The sequence below is a fragment of the Neptuniibacter sp. QD37_6 genome, from assembly GCF_047778085.1.
GTDB lineage: Bacteria > Pseudomonadota > Gammaproteobacteria > Pseudomonadales > Balneatricaceae > Neptuniibacter.
Map to the genome: position 1 here is coordinate 2205458 of NZ_CP180550.1, position 18688 is coordinate 2224145.

Sequence of the window (18688 nt, forward strand, 5' to 3'; positions counted from 1 at the left end):
TGCTGTCATGCATGTCGAATTAGCCACTAGACTGTCTCCACTAGCCATCAATCATGTAGCCTTGCTGGTTGCAGCTTTGATTCTGGCCCTATTACTCATACCTCTATGGTATGAGTTGAGGCTTAGTCGCTCTCGGGGATTAATTTCTAAAATATCGTCAGATCTGGAAGAACTCCTAAATAACGAATCCGTCCCGACTCTTCTCTGTACTGAAGAGGCAATCATGGGTATGAATAGTTTGGCAAAGGAGTTCTTTAATCTTTCTCCTCTGACACAACCACATAGATTAAAAAATATCTTCCACCACCTCCCTGAAGAGCTGCATGCAGGATTAAAACGAGGTTTCGAAAAGAACCGTGTATTTAGTTTGACACATCAAAACTGTGATCCTAATTCAGATATCACTATCCATTGCACTCCCAGCAATGAAAGCCGCTATTTAATCCGCTTACTAAAAACAAAAGCGATTAAAAAACATGATCGTTATCGTAAAATTAAAGAGAACATCAACCAGCTTTCAACCGGTGCTGTTATTACAGACGTCAATCTAAATATCGATGAAATCAATCATCAATTCGAGAAAATAACAGGTTATTCAAACCCAGATATTGTTGGCCGTCATATCTCCAATCTAGGCTCGAATAATAACAAGCGTATTTATGAATCCATGTGGAAAGAGATATCCCGCACAGGTTTATGGTCGGGTGCTTTATGGAACGTCAATAAAGAGGGAAATGAGTATTTACAGCATTTAACAATCAGTGAAATAACTGACAATGACGGCATTGTCACCCATTACCTTGGTACCCTCTCCGATCTATCGCAAATTTATAGTATTGATAGTCTAGGCAGTAGCTCCTCAGTTAAGCTAATCCCGCGAATTAAACAGCTCGAAGTCGAGTTTGAATTGCTAATGAATAATGAAGGTTGCGCCAAGGTTATTGTTCTCGACATACAACGCTTCAATACAATTCGTAATACATACGGAGCAGAGGTTGCTGAGAAGCTGGTTGAAGACGTAATTACCAGAATAGCGCAGACCTGTTCAGATAAAGACTATCTTGCCCAAATTGGTAATGATGAAATTGCCATTCTTTGCAGTAGCAGTTCTCTATACGTAAACATGCTATTGCATGAGATTAAACAGGTTATCAGCACCCCTTTCTGCATCGACGGTACTGAGGTATCCATCTCTGCTCATATTGGTTTAGCTTCCGCACCAGAGCACGGCAATAATTTAGCTGAAGTTACTAATGCAGCAACTATGGCGCTCAATTCGAAGAAAGATATAAAACAAGGGGCCATAGCGGTATATACCCCCGCACTCAAAAAAGCATCTGTCGAAAACTTAAAAATAGAAGCCCAATTGCGGAATGCCATCAGCAGTGATGGGCTATCTCTTGTTTATCAGCCTATCTTTAACCAACAAACACAACTCGAGAAAGTAGAAGCCCTGTTACGTTGGACCCATTCAGAACTGGGACCAATTTCACCTGCACGCTTTATCCCCCTTGCAGAGGAAACGGGCTTAATCCGAGAGATTGGCGAATGGGTTATCAACGAAGCCTGCCGACAGCTCGGTGTCTGGCAAGAGATGGGGATTAAAACCTTCCCAGTAGCCATTAACCTCTCCGGTTACCAACTCAGCGATTACAATTTAGCCGATAGAATTAAGCATGCTTGCAAGCAATATAACCTGCAGCACGATCAACTGATTCTAGAAGTCACTGAATCCGTACTGATGGAACAGATGGAGACAGGGATATCTATTCTTGAAGAACTATCAAAAGCAGGGTTCAGTATCGCAATTGACGATTTTGGGACCGGCTACTCCTCTCTTGCTTACTTGAATCAGTTCCCTGCCAGCATTCTGAAGATTGACCGTAGTTTTATTAACGACATCGGGACGGACTCTGATATGCGCGTTCTCGATTCGATAATTCAACTAGCACATAATCTAGATCTACAGATCGTTGCCGAAGGTATCGAAACCCAAAACCAACTAGCATACCTTCAGAACAAAGGCTGCCAGAACTACCAAGGTTTCCTTCTTTCTAAACCTTTAACGCCAGAAACGCTGCAGCAGCAGAGCTTCGCTCGTAAAAACAGCTAATGCCAGCTCAGTACAGGCCTATACTAGGTTCGCTCTAGACTAATAACCCTGTAACCTTCTGCTTCACTTCAGAAAAGCGGACACGTTCACAAGAACCAAAACCTGATAGCTGCCTTGCTTTTACACGTGTAAGCACTGGCACACTGATCCCCATTAGATAACGGCAGGCTACGCCTACAGTTAGGCGAATGCTTTTACTTTTGAACAACTGACTTAATTCGTCTAAAAAGCCAATTAGCTCTGCTTCACTTGGTAGTTCAGGAACAGCAGAATAACTTAAGGCTGCAGGTTCACCACGACAGGCCGAGCAATGGCCACACTGTGCAGGCGCATGTTGATCATCAAAATAGCGCGCTAAATTTGAAGTTAAACATCGATCCAATTCAAAAAAGCGAATTAACTGAGCGATTCGCCGAACTTCCTTCTCCTCTTTCTCGCTAAAGTAATTAGCAAGTGATTGAGCCAATTGAGGTTCAGCAAGTTTATTGGTATCGACTGCAAAGACCTCGGTAATCTTCTTGGTTTCAAGCACAATCAATTGCTGCTCTTGCAAGTACTCCATCGCCGAAACAACCCGCTGCCGATCACAACCATAATGCTGATAAAGGCTTTCAAAATCTAAATTCCCCCATACTTTTTTAAACTGGGTATGTTGGAAAATAGCTTCGATAAACTGACGCCGTTCATCTTTAAAACGCTCCAAAACCAAGTGCTGATCGACCAAAAATTTATATTTAAAATCAGCAAAATAGGAGTATTTAGGATGAATAACACCTCTAAGCTCTAACTGAACCAACAAGGTTTTTAGTGGAAGCTGACGGATATTCGCAGCGCTGGATAACGGAGATATCTGCATCTCCCACTGCTGACTACTCTCCTCATCCCGAATATTGTTGATCACATATTCGATGCCCGATAGCTCAGGCGTATCACCGTATACGAAGTTCTCTACCGTAGTAATACCATCTAAATTTGCCAAAGTAATGCAGTGAGACAGCTGACCATCCCTACCCCCCCTACCAATCTCCTGACTGTAGTTTTCAATCGATTTTGGTAAGTCATAATGGATGACAAAACGAACATCGGACTTATCGACCCCCATACCGAAGGCGATGGTTGCAACTACAACACCTATCCTTCCAGCCATAAAATCGGATTGAATCTGATGTCTTAGCTCATTATCTAAACCCGCATGATAGGCAACAGCAGCTATACCTTGCTGCTGTAGGTGATTGGCAACCTCCTCTGCTGTTTGTTGCAAAGTGACATAGACAATACCTGCGCCGCTTTGTGCAGCAACAACTTGAGCAAGCTTGGCCTTTTTATCCGCTTCATCAACCGGCAATACCGTTAAATCCAAATTCGAGCGATAAAAGCCTGTCTGAACTATATGCTCCGCAGCAATATTAAAGCGCTGCGCCATATCTCTTTTAACTTTACGTGTTGCAGTAGCTGTCAGTAACAACACCGTTGGGATATTGAGCTGCTGACAATACTGCGGCAATTTTAGATAGTCAGGGCGGAAGTTATGCCCCCACTCAGAGATACAATGCGCCTCATCCACCACCAACATCGAGATTGGCACAAAGCTAATAAACTCTCGAAAGCGTTCATTTTTAAACCGCTCTACAGAGACCATCAAAATCTTAATTTTGCCCTGACGAATATCCTGCATAACCTGACGGTTTTCATCAGGCGTCAAAGTCGAATCTATACTTGCCGCAGCAATCCCTTTCTCTTTTAAAAAAGCTAACTGATCTTTCATTAGCGCTAATAACGGCGATACAACCAAGGTCAAATTAGGTAGATGAATCGCCGTAAACTGATAGCAAAGGGATTTGCCTGCACCCGTTGGAAATACTGAAAGTGTGGATTGGCCATTGAGTAACTGACGAATGGTTTGCTCTTGCCCTTCCCTAAATTGATCAAAAGAAAAGTACTGTTGTAGTGATTGTTGCAGATCCATAGAAGATTCCTTAGCGCCAAATCCATTTAGCGAAACTGATGAAGTAAGTTGGAACTATACGTGAGACAAAGGCTATCGCGCAAAATGAAAAGTATTGGCTGATCTGCCTCAGTTCTTCCATGGCACGGTTAGTGCAATACCTTTAACAAACAATAAAAACTAAAGGAATTTTTAACCATTTAGACATAATCAAGTGCAAAAATGCTGCACAAGCACAACTAATGTGCAATGGAGTTAATCATGGAAATTAATAAGTACTCTTCGGTCATTAGATCTCTTGTTAGAGATGATAACTTCACCGCTTGGGTATCCGCTAAGGATAAGCCTATGTTTTGTGCTCAACTAGCAGACCTCGAGGACGAACACCCCATCATCAAAGAAATTGTATCCGGGGCGATCAATCAGATATTTTCAAGAAAAGCAGAAAATAGAAGCAATAGAACGCTTTAATCAGCAGCGAATACCATTGCCATCAAGGAAAACGCAATTCTTTACCTTCACAGAAGTTGAAAAGCATTTTTTACGGAATACTTAGCCATGCATCCTAAATGCGGGTTTTCAGTTAGGCTCTGAAACGGTAGAATTTTCTTCTTTTTTCTCAGTGTATGGAATATCGCAATGGGTCGAGCCTATCAAAACCGTAAAGAGTCGATGGCAAAAACATCCGATGCTAAGGCTAAGGTTTACAGTAAATTTAGCCGTGAAATCTATGTTTGTGCGAAAGCAGGCGGCATCGAAGTCGAAGGTAACCTAGCATTAGCTGGCTTAATCGAACGTGCTAAAAAGGCTCAAGTGCCTGCTCACGTAATTGATAAAGCGCTAGATAAAGCGAAAGGTGGCGGCGGTGAAGATTTCTCTGAAGCTCGTTACGAAGGTTTTGGTCCTGGTGGCTGCATGGTTATCGTTGAATGCCTGACAGACAACCCTAACCGTACTTTTGGTGATGTACGTAATTGCTTTAACAAAACCAAATGTAAAATTGGTTCTCAGGGCAGCGTGAGCCACATGTTCGATCACAGTGCGATCTTCGTTTTCAACGGCGATGATGAAGATGCAGTACTCGAAGCACTGATGATGGAAGACGTAGATGTAACAGATATCGAAGCTGAAGACGGTAAGATTACTGTTTTCGCGCCTCACACTGATTACTTTAAAGCGAAAAAAGCGCTTCAAGAAAACATTGAAGGTCTGGACTTAGACGTTGATGAGATCCAATTCGTACCTCACAACGGCTCGCCTGTATCAGCAGACGACCTTCCAATGTTCGAGAAATTTATCGATATGTTGAATGATCTCGACGACGTTCAGAACATTTATCACAACGCTGAGATCTAATCTCGAGTTTGTTTTGAAAAAAGCCTGCTTACTCAGCGGGCTTTTTTATTTCCCTACCTAGTTCGAGAGCTTATACAGAGTATAAAAAAAGCGCCGTTTACTTACATAAACAGCGCCTAAACAATGACCTTTCTCAAACTACAGAACCCAAACTTTCCTATGACTTATCGAAAGATCATCCCAGCTTGCAGGATGTATTTATTGACTAACCTGAACAGCGAAAGTTCCATTTATTAAATAGAATTTTCAACAGGGTAAAACTCAAATGCAATTTGGGAAGGTTGTATCGCTAAACAAAAAGCCCGCTTACCTCCTTAAAGATAAACGCGCTCTTGTTAGAAATGTTACTTCATGTTGTTCATTTCTTTGAATTTAGCCATTAAAGCAACAGGCTGCTGTTTCTTGTTGTTTTTGTTTAGAACAAATACAACCGTCTGACCTTGCGGGCCTGCAGCGATCTGAGTAAAACGATATGGCGCTTCACCTACAGTACGCACGTCTTCCATATCTTCAAGAGTACTGAATACGTATAGACGACCATCTTCGCCACGCATTTCGCCGTAGAAGCTTTCTGCACCAGCCATTTCGCCTTTGAACATGTCGATGCTAGCGATACCAGACATTTTCTTTTTGTCTGCGCCAGTTAGACCGAATACCAATGTTTCGCCTTTAGGACCACCACCAATAAATACTTTACGGTAAGAAGTTTCGCCAACTGTTAGGAAAGACTGATAAGTTGCGAAATCGTCAAACACATAGTGACGACCTTCGTGAGAAACTTCGTATAGGTCATCATTGTTTAGTTGTGCAACTTCTTTAGTTTCTTCCTGCTTCGCCTGATTTGTGTGGCAACCAGTTAGAGCAATCATTGCGCTTGCAACAACAGCGCCTGCGATCAGTTTTTTCATGGGGTGAGCCTCAATAAGTTCTTATAAAAAATATCAGGCGAAACTTTACCGAGACTCTATGACAGAACGATGTCAGTTTGATTCATCCAACCAACTGAATGTAATAAATGTGGTCAACAATACCAACGCAGCAATTGCATGAGGAAATGGGAAGAGGACGCAAAGACTAAGTACGCAGATCCAGAGTAGTTTAATTTTATTTCGCTTAGCGCGGTGCTTAGCAGTGAATAAACGCCGATAGAAGTGATCTTTATCAGGGGTTTGATCACGCATCCATTCTGGCGCAAGCAGCATAAGAAAAAAATTGAATAAGTGATTAACCACAACCGTCACCTGCCCATATAAAAAAGACCTGTAACACAGGCCTTTAAAGCATAGATAAGCTCTTAGTAATCTGCCACTCGATACAATACGGAATCATGATAACCCGTTGTAACTGGAATTACTCCCGAGAGCTTCGCGTTTAACTCTGGGTCACCGCTGTCTACTATTAGCGGACGCCCTTCCAGTTCACGCAGTTTTGTTTTGGTAGCAATCACATTGATATTTTCTTTGCCAATTCGCTTAAGCAATGCGGGGCTCAGCTGCTGATTGCCACGCCCAACAATATGCCCTTGACCACCGATCAATGTAATCACTAGTTCGCAAGGCTCACCTTCGGTTAACTCCAGTAGTTGTTGTGCTGTGCAGTCTGAAGCAACGATCTCGTTATCTTTAATCAGATCAACCCCTAACAAGGTATTTGGCAAACCTAACTGTTCCATCACTGCAGCTACCGTAGAACCAGATCCCATAACATAGTAAGAATCAGGATCCATCTTTTCGATCACATCTGCCGCGATATCATCCAACACCAGCTCTTCAGATTCTTTACCACCATTTTTTACGTGTTGTAAAAAACGGTGCTCTTGAGGCACAACTAACTCGCCATAATATTTAGCCCGAACACGCCCTTCCCGGAACGCCTCTTCATCAATATCACGTACTTCCTGATCACCTAGAGTTACTAACTCACCTTTGACCAGCATGGCAACAATTTCACCCGCGGCTTTGGGCGTAACAGCATAAACACCCGAGTGAATTTTTACACCTGCCGGCACGCCCAGAACCGGCACTTCACCGGCAATCGATTCGCAGATATTACGAGCGGTACCGTCACCTCCGGCAAATAGGATGATATCAACCCCTGCAGCAACCAGATCTTTGGCAGCTCTTAAGGTATCTTCTGCATGAGTATTGCCTGATTCGATCTGGCCAACGACTTGCGGTTCAAACCCAGCTTTAACGGCAACCTCTTCACCCATTTCAGCAGGATAAGTGATAACTTGGATATCTAAACCTTGAAGTACTTCCAAAGCCTGGAGGGTACGTAAGCCCGCTTTAGGTTCAGCACCTAATTCCAGAGCTTTCTTCGCGGTCTCCTCACCGTCACTTCCCTTAAGCGCGACACTGCCGCCAACTCCTGCTAAAGGGTTAATAATAAGACCGAGTTTAAACACCTATGATCTCCAAATTACCGGTTTCAATTAAAAATTGCTGGTATACAAAAGCAGCTAGAATGAGGTGGGTGTCATCATCCATCTCTTCAAATTCAACACCGTGGCTCACCACTTTGGTCAAACCATCTTCTGCCGCTTGCACACTTCTTATCACAACAGGGGTGAGCACGACCTGATCGGCACCTGCCACTTGAAAGCGCGTCGTAACAAATAACTTGTCACCTTTTTTACCTAGTGTAACGGGCGCATCTATACAGGCACCTTTGATACTAATATCAGTGCAGTAAGCATTGATAGGCCAATCTAATCGAAACCCTTTACCCAACTCAAATTCATCAATCGACACCATCAAATTAACAGGAACGCGCGTGTGACTACGTATGCGCCTAACTTCAGTATCAGTTGGATATTCAAGGTGCCAATAAGCAAACGGGCTGGTCTGTATTTTGAGTAACTTAGCACTGAAGGCACAGATAAAGTTACCACTCATCAAACGGACGGTAACTCGCGAACCCACGTTAATGGAATTCGAGGTACGTGGTGCTGAAACCATCATACTACCGTTTTCTCGATAGCCTAATAGCTGGACCGAATAACGCCCACGGGGAGTACGCGTTTCTATCTGAACCTTTTCCCCCACTTTAGGGTTCAGTTCAGCAAGAGTTCTAACGGATTTTAACTGTGCTAACGCTTCGGTCATTCAGGGTTCTTATAACTGCACTAATAAAGACTATAGCTTAAGGGATTTAGAGTTAGTCTGCGAGCTGAAAACCCAATGCCGATAGCTCTTTTGGATTCGTTGCATTAGCCACTTTTAGAGATGCAAATTCACGACGTACCCGATACTGCTTACGAAGTTGATCAAACGCTAGTTTTTGTTCCGCCTCTGGTAATTCCAACGTAGCTCTCAAGAGCTGATCATCCACCTGCGGATCATAGATCAAGGTCATTAATTCCAACGCAGTTAAACTACCCTGCTCCATAAATGACAATTCAGCTTCTGGAAGAAAATCAGTTAGAGGCTCTTTGCACTCCACCTGTAGATGCTGACACAGAGCTTGATAAAGCATATAAGTGCCTCTAATTTTGCCATCTAAGCTGTAGCCTGCAATATGTGGTGATACAAATTCGCAACGTGCCGCTAACTCGGCATTGACCGCAGGTTCATGCTCCCAAACATCTAGCGCAAAAAGAAGATCTGGACGCTGCCGACCAATTTCAAGTAAGGCCCTGTTATCAATAACAGGCCCACGGCCAGCATTAATAACGATCCTATTTTCACCTAGTTTCTTGAGTTGCTCAGTCGACAGCAGATGCTTTGTCGGGTGATCACCATCCACCGTAAGCGGGGTGTGCAAACAAAGAACATCAGCTTGCTCAAGCAAAGTATCTAGATCAGAAAAGCCAGATTCTAATTCAGCGCGAGGGGGGTCATTTAGCAAAACCTTGAAACCTAACTTATCAAAGCGTTTTTGTAATCGCCCACCAACGTTGCCTACACCAATAATGCCATAGGTTCTTTCCTTAGGATCAAACTGATATTTAACCGCGAGCTGATAGATCACGCTTAATACATATTCCACAACAGCATCGGCATTACAGCCGGGCGCATTGGCGAACGCGATATCGTTGTCTTCCAGATAAGTCTTATCTATATGATCGGTACCTATAGTCGCTGTACCAACAAACTGGACCTGACTGTCCTGTAAAAGCGCCTGATTTACTTGAGTGATGGAACGAACTAAAAGTACATCAGCATCTGAAAGTTGTTCTGTAGATAAGCCGCGGCCAGCACAGAGCTCTACTTCACCAAAGCGAGAAAAAATAGTCTCAGCCATAGGCATATTCTCATCGGCTAAGATTTTTAGTTTCCGGTTCAACAATTTATCTATCTCCAGTCTTTACAAACTGCGCGATATCAGGCTCAATGCGCGGTTTTCATTGGCTCTCAGCAGGGGAAACCTGCTGTAATTTTACGGATTACATCAGTTTGATCATACGCTGGCAAAAACAACAGGAATACTACATCGTTCGGATGTACCAAGACCTGGTCGGTGATTGGATTGTAACCCAAAGTTGGGGTAATTCGACTGATGATAAAAATGAATGTAATCAAACAGTTGCCAAATCATATCAAGATGCGCGATTTTTAGTGAGAGAAATTCGTAAGCAATTGAAGTGTGAAGGTTTTAGGCTGATTGCTCGTAAAGAAACACAGCTAGGGTTTGAATTTGACCCTATTCATATTGATTCTCCCAAAAAGCATGTTCTGCTGTTTTCAGAAAAACTATTCTGAGTACATTTCCTTTAAATTCCCCCTTCTACCCTTCCAATCTCTACTAAAGTACAGCATTTACCCTATTTTTGTGATGATATATTCCTCTATATACGCTTGTAATACAGGCAGTTAGAGAGCTATAAGCTAACGACTATAATCACTTATAGCCTCCCCAATTACCTACCCTACATAACAACAAAATAGGGAAATTGCATGAACAGGTCCATTTCCAGCTTTTACTTCAAAAGTTTTTTTGCCGCACTTTTTATCATCATCATTGCAGGCGCAGCTGCTTTTTATTTAGCCGTTGATAGCACCGCGCTGATCATTCTTATTGTAACTTCGTTCCTAGCATCAGGCCTTTCTATCTTGGTTTTGCATAACTCAGTTTTAGGCAAACTCAATAAAGAGGCTTTGCTAGTAAATACCAACAAAACAGACGAACTAGAGTTACTACCTGCTTTGTTTGGCGATCTATTCAGTAATCGACAAGGTAATGAAGATGTCAGTGCTAAGTTATCGTCCAGCGCAAACGCTAACGCCGTTGCTGCTGCAGAGGTTTCCTACTCTGCTGACACTTTAAAAACGAAACTTGATAACCAAGTAAAAGAAGTCTCTCAAATTGCACAAAATTCTGAAGAGATGACAGTGACAGTACAACAATCTGCACAACAAGCAGAAATTGCTGCCGAAATGGCAATTCAAGCAAAAACGACTGGTGCAGAAGGTCAACAGGCGCTCACTGAAGCGATGAGCAATATTCGTGAGCTTAATTCCCAAGCTGCTGAAACGCTGACATTAATTGAGCAATTGAATGCAAAATCTCTAAAGATCCAAGATGTAACTAAGGTTATTGAAGAGATCGCAGAACAAACTAATCTGCTTGCACTTAACGCAGCAATTGAAGCTGCCCGTGCAGGTGATCATGGCCGAGGGTTTGCCGTAGTTGCTGATGAGGTAAGACAGTTGGCCTCCAGAACAGCTAGCGCAACAGGTGAAGTAGAAACTATTGTTGATGAGATCCGTGCTGAAACACAACAGGTTGTATCGCGAATCAAGACCCTTTCAGGAGACGTAGAAAGCGGTACCGAAGCGATGGAGCTTATCAGCGATCAATTAGGTGGAATTTCAGAACAATCCTCCGCTGTTGAAGGACAGATATCCGTAATTGCTGAAGGTGCTCGCGCCAACCGTCAAAACTTAGAAGTGATCTTCAATTCACTACAAACTGTTCGCCATGAGCTAGAAGAAAGTGATGTTGAAGTAAGTCAACTTGCTACACAAGCCTCAGCGTTAATGGAAGCAGCTGAACGCTCCAATGCAATTTTAGCGGCATCTTCAGAGCAAAACTTCCATCAGCAGTTCTATCATATTGCTCGTGATACTGCTGATCTAGTTACAGAGTCTTTCCAACAAGCAATTTCGTCTGGGCAGATGCATGAAGGCAGCCTGTTTGATCGCAATTATGTACCGGTTGAAGGTACTAATCCACAAAAGTACACGACCCAATTCGATAAGTACTGTGATCAAATCTTACCGGGAATCCAAGAACCGGCCCTTTCCCGACATAATAAAATGGTCTATGCCATCGTGACTGACCCGAATGGCTATGTCCCAACTCACAACAATCAGTTTGCAAACCCACCAACTGGGGACTTTGAAACCGACCTTGTGAAAAGCCGAAGTAAACGTTTATTTAATGACCGAACCGGCGCACGTTGTGGTTGCCATACCGAAACAATGCTTTTGCAAACTTATAAGCGTGATACCGGCGAAATTATGCATGACCTATCAGTGCCAATTTTTATCAATGGTCGCCACTGGGGTGGATTACGCATAGGTTACTGGCCAGAAAATCACTAATTCGTCCGACTTAAAAACCGCTTTTTAAAAGCGGTTTTTTTACGCCTTAAACAATTTATTACGTAAGGTTAAATGCATATAATCTAATCATATAAAGAACAGCTATATAGATGTTCTGAAATTCATTTAAAACAAAATGACACAAATTGCGGGAAGAAGATGAAGAAATTTGAATTCTCTGAGATGCCTAATAAAGAGGGTTTCTTTGGTCAATTTGGTGGGCAAGAGATCCCGCCAGAACTAAAAACAATCATGGATGAAATTAATGATGCATATGAAGAGATCCGCCAACAACCGGAATTTCAGCAAGAGCTGGATACACTGTTTGGTGATTATGTTGGACGTCCAAGTCCGATCTACCATGCAAAACGCCTAAGTGAAAAGCTGGATGGCGCACAGATCTACCTTAAACGTGAAGACTTAAACCACACAGGCGCACATAAGATCAATCATTGTTTAGGTGAAGCCCTTCTCGCTAAATATATGGGCAAAACTAAAGTGATCGCCGAAACAGGTGCGGGGCAACACGGAGTGGCTTTAGCAACAGCTTGCGCACTCGTTGGGATTCCGTGTGAAATTCACATGGGCCAAGTCGATATTGAGAAAGAACATCCTAACGTTACCAAAATGAAAATTCTTGGTTGTAAGTTAGTCCCGGTTACACAGGGCACAGCGACGTTAAAAGACGCTGTTGATAGCGCATTTGAAGAGTACCTAAAAGATCCTATTAATTACATCTATGCGATCGGTTCAGTGGTTGGCCCTCACCCTTTCCCCAAAATGGTCCGTGATTTCCAAAGTATTATTGGTAGCGAAGCACGCGAACAGTTCCAAGCGAAAAAGGGGCAACTACCCAATTACATCACAGCCTGTGTCGGTGGCGGCTCAAACGCAATGGGGCTATTTACTGCATTTTTAAACGATGAAGCGGTCAATATTGTTGGTGTTGAACCGGCTGGTAAAGGCTTAGATACCACAGAGCATTCGGCAACGCTTACTTTGGGTAAACCAAGTTCTCTTCATGGCATGAAATGTTATGTGCTTGAAGATGATAACGGTGAGCCTCTTCCTGTTCACTCAATTGCTTCAGGGCTGGATTACCCTGGCGTTGGGCCACAACACAGCTACTTAAAAGAACTAGGTCGCGTTCAGTATGAAACCGCTACTGACCAAGAGTGTCTAGATGCCTTTATGACCCTGTCCCAAGTAGAAGGTATTATCCCAGCACTAGAGAGCTCTCATGCAGTTGCTTGGGCTATGCGTAAAGCACCTGAACTATCCAAAGATCAGAGCATTCTTGTAAATCTTTCAGGCCGTGGCGACAAAGACGCCGACTACGTCGCTGATAAACTGGGGCTGTAGTTTAGAAATAAAAAGAAAGGTTTAAATTGTTTATTTAAACCTTTCCTCCTCCGTAATCAGCCCTAAAAGCCCCTGCTGCATATCCTTCACCGTCACCCTAACTACTAACTTGATCTTCTTTTCTAACTGCAACTCATTGACTATTATATAAATAATCTTAAATTAGCTTAATCATTCCGATAAGGATGTCATGATGCTCTCACTCTTTAAGTTAAATCACTTATTGATGTTTTCTACTCATGCTCTCTGTATTTATCAACGTTTTCTTTTTAGCTTATTAGCCATCATGATTCCCTATACAGCTCTAGCTGAAGAGCCCTATAAAGTAGGAATTGCAAGTTGGGGTGGTTACCCTGAAAGCGTAAGAGGATTTAAGGATGGGCTGGCTAAAGCTGGCTTAATCGAAAATCAGAACCTTGTTGTTGTAGAAGGAAAAATAGGAGCCAATTCCGAGTTACAAACAGAAGTTGCTAAAAACTTTAATAATGCCGGTTTGGACTTAGTTTTCTCCTTAACCACTCCGGGCACAGCAATTTTCAAATCGATTATTTCTCCTGAAACCCCAATCGTTTTTTCTGTAGTTACCTATCCAGCAGATTCTGGACTGATCGAATCTTTTGAGTACTCTGGCAATAATCTAGTCGGAACAAGCAACTATGTTCCCATAAGGAACTACCTCACACTTCTCAAACTGATTAAACCCGATACGAAAACTGTGGCTATTTTTCACCGCAAAGGTGAACCGAATTCGCAAATACAAGCCTCAAATATGATAAGACTTCTACGTAAAAACCAAATAACCCCTATTGATGTCCAAGTAGAATCCATTGAGGAAGTTAAGACAGCTGCTATGGCTCTGGTCGGCAAAGCTGACTTATTTATGACAACCACAGATACTTTAATGCAGTCTGGGGGTGAACAAGCATTAATAGATATCTCGTTAGATCATTCAATACCAATATTAAGTTCTAACAAAAAAGGAATAAATTCAGGCTCTACTTTTGGCCCAGTTGCGGACTTTTATACTCTGGGCAAAATATCAGGAGAGAAAGCCGCTGAAATTCTGCTTAAAGGAACAAAACCAACATATTTGAAATCTGAGCTACAAGACCCTCCTCTATTTCTGGTCAACCGTTCATCTCTGGAAACATTAGGTATAAGACTCTCTGAACAAGCGGCTAAACAGGTCCACTGGGTAAATCCATGAAACTAGCTCAACAAATAGCCATGGTTGTTTTCATTACCGTAAGTTTAGTAATGACGGTTTTTAGCTATGTCTTAATCAAGCAGATTTCAACTGACATGACTGAAGTATTGAATACTCAGTTTTCCGGAGATGCGAAATTTGCTTCTCATAGAATTAAAGATCAGGCAAATAAGATTGATGCTGTTACCCGCGCAATATCCAAACTTAGAATATTACCTCGAGCGCTGGATACACTTGAAAGTCGCGGGATCAGCCAGCAGCTAAATGATCAGATAGAGATCTACCCTTTTATCAATTATATCCTAGTCACTGACCAAGATGGCTATATCTTTTCCGCAAGCACACGCTCTGGGAGTGGAGAAAAAGTATCTGGCGAGAATTTACTGTTAAACCAAATTGCTGAACACCCTCTATACTCGTCACAACAGAATAGTTCTGTATCCATCTCTTCCGTTGGACAAGACCCCTTCCTAGCACAAATAGGTAAGGAGGAAAGAGAGGCACAATGGTATATCACTCCAATAGTAAAAAGAGGAAAAATTGTTGGTGAAATTATAGTATCCGTCGATTGGCCTCAAATCCATGAACAACTATTAAATGAGGTTATCGAAGATCTTCTTTCATCGGGTAACCCAGTAGTTTCTGCATCGATTAACTACTCTGATCAAGGACGCCTTAAAGTAGGTACACCTACCAATGCACACCAAACTTTCATAGATGCTCAAGATGCATTTCAAATTGGAATGCATGATTTTTCTGTTCAGGTAGTTTACGACAAAAACCTAGCCTTAAAGCCTCTAGAATCAGAGGAAAACTTCTTAATCTACTCCTCATTTTTGGGCGCTAGTTTTCTTGGTATAGGTTTATTAATCCTTCTACGGCAACTGGTTATTTCCAGAGTTTTACTGTTACATCAAGCAATGTTGCAAATCGGTAAAGGTAATTTTTCAGAACAGATCACCCACTTAGGTGATGATGAAATTGGTCAACTTGGCAACGCAATTAATCAAACATCTAAGACCTTAAGTGAAAATACCATTTCCATTGAAAGGCTGAATGAAGAAATCGATTTACGTAAAAAGGTGCTGCATGAAAAAGCACAACGTGAAATAGAGTTGTCCGAAGCACGGAAATACATTGATGGATTGAGTGAATCTGTTCCTCAACCACTTGCGTATATAGATATCAATGGCTGCTTTTGTTTTGTAAATAAAAGCTTTGAAAAGTGGTTTGGCCTTACTAAAGATCTCGCTATAGGTACTCACTATAATAAAGTATTTTCTGGATCTACGTTATTACAACTAGAACCCGAAATCACTCAAGTTTTTTGCGGTAAACAAACAAACCTTGAACTAACCATACCTACGGCAAACAGTATAAAAACCGCTTTGGTTTCTTTGACTCCGGATAGCTCTAAAGAGGTAATTGATGGCCTCTTTGTCGTACTGGAAGATATATCCTCACGTAAAGAATACGAAATAGGTTTGGTTAACGCCAAACAGGCAGCAGAGGATGCAGCAGCAGCCAAAAGTGAATTTCTGGCCAGCATGAGCCACGAAATCAGGACACCAATGAATGGTGTACTAGGTATGCTTTCCTTGCTTTTAAATTCTCAACTGGATGATGTACAACTGCATCGAGCCGAAATAGCACATAGCAGTGCTCAGAGCTTGTTAGACCTTATAAATGATATTTTAGACTTTTCTAAAATTGAAGCAGGCAAACTGGATCTCGAATATATCGAGTTTAATCTTATCGACCTACTTGGAGAAGTCACTGAAGCTATGGCACTTCAAGCGGAGAGTAAAGGTATCGAGCTTATCCTTGATCTCACTGGAGTGAAATATAGTTCGGCAATTGGAGATTCAAATCGACTAAGACAAATACTAACAAACCTGATTAGCAATGCGCTCAAATTTACGGAATCAGGTGAAATTGTAGTTAAAGCCGAATTAAAAGAGATCGACCATAAATATCATTTTACTTGCTCTGTAAAAGATACTGGAATAGGTATCCCCCCAAGCAAATTAGCTGGATTGTTTGATGCCTTCACACAGGTCGATTCTTCTACTACAAGGATATACGGCGGGACAGGCCTAGGTTTAGCTATTTGTAAGCAGCTATGTATATTGATGGATGGAACGATCTCTGTTGAGAGCATAGAAGGCACGGGTAGTACCTTTGAATTTCAAATCCACCTAGAGGCTACACCTACGCCACAAGAAGTTAGTCCCGAAGTCGATATTAGCGGACTTAACATTCTGATCGTTAATACAAACCGCACCTATAATGCAATTTTAACTAAACAGCTTAGTGCTTGGGGAGCTCAAGAGGTCAAGTGCAGAACTGAGAATGACCTACTTTCCCTCAATGAGTCTTGCTATGAAATAAATGGCTCCTCTTATGACATTATCTTTATCTGCTACCAGCCTGAGGAGGAGCTCGGGTTACAATTAATTCAGAAATTAGAGTCACAGTCTCAATTATCTGAAGCGAAGTTGATTCTAATGACTCCCATGACTCATTTAGAGCAACACTTTGTTGTGCCTGCAATCAATTGTTGTGCGTCATTCCCTAAACCCGCAACAATTAAAGACCTTACCAGATCTCTACAAGCTGCTGTAAATGGTAAAGCGATGGAGTTCGCCACCCCTGATAAAAAAGAGTTACCCAAGGTAGATACTTCAACTCCTTCTCTTAAACGGGTGCTAATAGCAGAAGATAACCGAGTGAATCAAATGGTTATCTCAGGAATTATGACCGAGCTCGGACTTGAATTTGATATCGCAGAGAACGGATTGGAAACACTTAAGCAACTCGATCTTGCCCCTCAAAACTCTTACGGTCTTATTTTAATGGATTGCCAAATGCCAGAAATGGACGGGTATGAAGCAACTCAAAAAATACGTAAGGGCACTACGAAGTGTAATTATTCCGATATTCCAATTGTGGCAATTACTGCAAATGCCATGCAGGGAGATGAAGAAAAGTGCAAAGCAGCTGGAATGAGCGACTACTTAGCCAAACCAGTTCAACTAGAACTGTTGGTAGAAAAGCTAAATAAGTGGCTTTATAAGGAAGAACGTAAAACCTCTTTAAATTGTATTAATGGCGATAGTAATCCTACCGATCAAAATATAGTTTGGGATCGCCAAGATGCACTAAATAGAATTAATAATAATGAGGAGTTTCTCTCAAGCTTATTGACTATATTTATAGAAGACTCAAACATGCTTATCTCAAACATTGAGAACTCTTATTCGGCCAAGGATTGGAAGTCCCTAGCAAACGATGTTCACTCCATAAAAGGTATGGCAGCCAATATGTCAGCGATAGCTTTGCATAAAGCTGCAAAAGAGTTGGAACTGGTTGCTAAAGCAAGTCAAATTGATAGCCTAGAGAATCTTTACAGTGAGTTTAAATCAACCTTTAACCTCACGATCTCGGCTTTTGAAGAAGAGCTAGTTTAGATTTAGCGATACAATAATTAAGCTAAATAAGCCAAAAATGGTGGTATATGATTGATATGTCGACTCTCCTTACCACCCTATTACTCCTAGGTTTCACAGTGACCTTATAGCCTAGGCAACCTGTAGTTGTTCCTCACTGTTAGATGAATGCCATTCCAACCGATCACTAAAATGCAGCAGTTTTAACTCGCCAGAATAATCTTCAATGAGCGCAGAACAGTTCTCGATCCAATCTCCGGTATTGGCATAAATAACATCACCCTCTTCATCATATTCTGGATAATGAATATGACCACAGATCACACCATCGAACCCCCGTCGTCTCGCTTCTGCCTTACACTCTGCCTTATATCGGTTTATAGCTTATTTAGCACCGCGGATATTATCTTTGACCTGCCCTGCTAGTGAGTAAAACGGACGTCCACTGATCTTCCTGAATCGATTAGACCAGCGATTCAAGAAAAGTAGAAAGTCGTATGCTAAATCCCCTGCCCATTTAGTCAGCCAAGTGTGCTTCATATACGCATCCATGGCATCGCCATGCATGATTAAAAATCGCTTATCCTGAACCGTTTTAAATTCATGCTCATGAATAATCTCTATAGGCCCAAAACACTGACCGTCAAAGCGACGCAAAGGGTCATCATGATTACCAGGCACGTATATAACACGTGGTAAGACCCCAAA

16 protein-coding genes are annotated in these 18688 nt (G+C 42.0%); 8 read left to right on the forward strand and 8 right to left on the reverse strand.

From position 1 onward, the window contains the following. Nucleotides 1-7 precede the first annotated feature (7 nt). On the forward strand, nucleotides 8-2113 hold the full coding sequence (locus ACMXYO_RS10550) for an EAL domain-containing protein (protein ID WP_415885080.1): 2106 nt from the start codon (nucleotides 8-10) through the stop codon (nucleotides 2111-2113). A gap of 34 nt (nucleotides 2114-2147) precedes the next feature. Here the strand turns inward: ACMXYO_RS10550 and ACMXYO_RS10555 are convergent, their stop codons facing one another. After that, complete coding sequence (locus ACMXYO_RS10555; protein WP_415885081.1) at nucleotides 2148-4079, reverse strand: ATP-dependent DNA helicase RecQ; 1932 nt, start codon at nucleotides 4077-4079, stop codon at nucleotides 2148-2150. A 240-nt stretch (nucleotides 4080-4319) separates the two neighbouring features. Between ACMXYO_RS10555 and ACMXYO_RS10560 the strand changes: the two genes are divergently transcribed. Together ACMXYO_RS10560 and ACMXYO_RS10565 are read left to right on the forward strand one after the other, a co-directional pair. After that, nucleotides 4320-4529: a hypothetical protein gene (locus tag ACMXYO_RS10560; protein ID WP_415885082.1), complete on the forward strand. Its 210-nt coding sequence runs from the start codon at nucleotides 4320-4322 to the stop codon at nucleotides 4527-4529. Nucleotides 4530-4697: 168 nt separating this feature from the next. Then, nucleotides 4698-5414, forward strand: coding sequence for a YebC/PmpR family DNA-binding transcriptional regulator (locus tag ACMXYO_RS10565; protein WP_415885083.1), 717 nt, complete (start codon nucleotides 4698-4700; stop codon nucleotides 5412-5414). 344 nt (nucleotides 5415-5758) lie between these two features. Here the strand turns inward: ACMXYO_RS10565 and ACMXYO_RS10570 are convergent, their stop codons facing one another. The 5 genes from ACMXYO_RS10570 to ACMXYO_RS10590 form a co-directional block, all read right to left on the reverse strand. Beyond that, nucleotides 5759-6322 carry a hypothetical protein gene (locus ACMXYO_RS10570; RefSeq protein ID WP_415885084.1) on the reverse strand — a complete coding sequence of 188 codons (564 nt, stop codon included), beginning with the start codon at nucleotides 6320-6322 and terminating at the stop codon, nucleotides 5759-5761. Nucleotides 6323-6394: 72 nt separating this feature from the next. Then, on the reverse strand, nucleotides 6395-6646 hold the full coding sequence (locus tag ACMXYO_RS10575) for a hypothetical protein (RefSeq protein ID WP_415881612.1): 252 nt from the start codon (nucleotides 6644-6646) through the stop codon (nucleotides 6395-6397). 62 nt (nucleotides 6647-6708) lie between these two features. Beyond that, complete coding sequence (locus ACMXYO_RS10580; RefSeq protein WP_415881613.1) at nucleotides 6709-7821, reverse strand: ATP-NAD kinase family protein; 1113 nt, start codon at nucleotides 7819-7821, stop codon at nucleotides 6709-6711. Beyond that, on the reverse strand, nucleotides 7814-8521 hold the full coding sequence (locus tag ACMXYO_RS10585; RefSeq protein WP_415885085.1) for a flagellar brake protein: 708 nt from the start codon (nucleotides 8519-8521) through the stop codon (nucleotides 7814-7816). The genes ACMXYO_RS10580 and ACMXYO_RS10585 overlap by 8 nt, the downstream gene beginning before the upstream one ends. 52 nt (nucleotides 8522-8573) lie before the next feature. Continuing rightward, the gene (locus ACMXYO_RS10590; protein ID WP_415885086.1) at nucleotides 8574-9659 is read right to left on the reverse strand and encodes a 4-phosphoerythronate dehydrogenase; all 1086 of its coding nucleotides are present in this window, start codon (nucleotides 9657-9659) and stop codon (nucleotides 8574-8576) included. 89 nt (nucleotides 9660-9748) lie between these two features. Here ACMXYO_RS10590 and ACMXYO_RS10595 point away from each other — a divergent pair, with 89 nt between their 5' ends. From ACMXYO_RS10595 to ACMXYO_RS10615, 5 genes are all read left to right on the forward strand, one after another. Then, nucleotides 9749-10117 carry a hypothetical protein gene (locus ACMXYO_RS10595; protein WP_415885087.1) on the forward strand — a complete coding sequence of 123 codons (369 nt, stop codon included), beginning with the start codon at nucleotides 9749-9751 and terminating at the stop codon, nucleotides 10115-10117. Nucleotides 10118-10312: 195 nt separating this feature from the next. Then, nucleotides 10313-11962: a methyl-accepting chemotaxis protein gene (locus ACMXYO_RS10600; protein ID WP_415885088.1), complete on the forward strand. Its 1650-nt coding sequence runs from the start codon at nucleotides 10313-10315 to the stop codon at nucleotides 11960-11962. Between the two features lie 159 nt (nucleotides 11963-12121). Next, nucleotides 12122-13324, forward strand: coding sequence for a tryptophan synthase subunit beta (trpB, locus tag ACMXYO_RS10605; RefSeq protein ID WP_415885089.1), 1203 nt, complete (start codon nucleotides 12122-12124; stop codon nucleotides 13322-13324). A gap of 190 nt (nucleotides 13325-13514) precedes the next feature. Further along, nucleotides 13515-14531, forward strand: coding sequence for an ABC transporter substrate-binding protein (locus ACMXYO_RS10610; protein ID WP_415885090.1), 1017 nt, complete (start codon nucleotides 13515-13517; stop codon nucleotides 14529-14531). After that, nucleotides 14528-18001, forward strand: coding sequence for an ATP-binding protein (locus ACMXYO_RS10615; protein ID WP_415885091.1), 3474 nt, complete (start codon nucleotides 14528-14530; stop codon nucleotides 17999-18001). The genes ACMXYO_RS10610 and ACMXYO_RS10615 overlap by 4 nt, the downstream gene beginning before the upstream one ends. 111 nt (nucleotides 18002-18112) lie before the next feature. Here the strand turns inward: ACMXYO_RS10615 and ACMXYO_RS10620 are convergent, their stop codons facing one another. Together ACMXYO_RS10620 and ACMXYO_RS10625 are read right to left on the reverse strand one after the other, a co-directional pair. After that, the gene (locus ACMXYO_RS10620) at nucleotides 18113-18304 is read right to left on the reverse strand and encodes a hypothetical protein (protein ID WP_415885092.1); all 192 of its coding nucleotides are present in this window, start codon (nucleotides 18302-18304) and stop codon (nucleotides 18113-18115) included. 60 nt (nucleotides 18305-18364) lie between these two features. Then, nucleotides 18365-18661, reverse strand: a complete 297-nt coding sequence (locus ACMXYO_RS10625) for a hypothetical protein (protein ID WP_415885093.1) — start codon at nucleotides 18659-18661, stop codon at nucleotides 18365-18367. Nucleotides 18662-18688 lie beyond the last annotated feature (27 nt).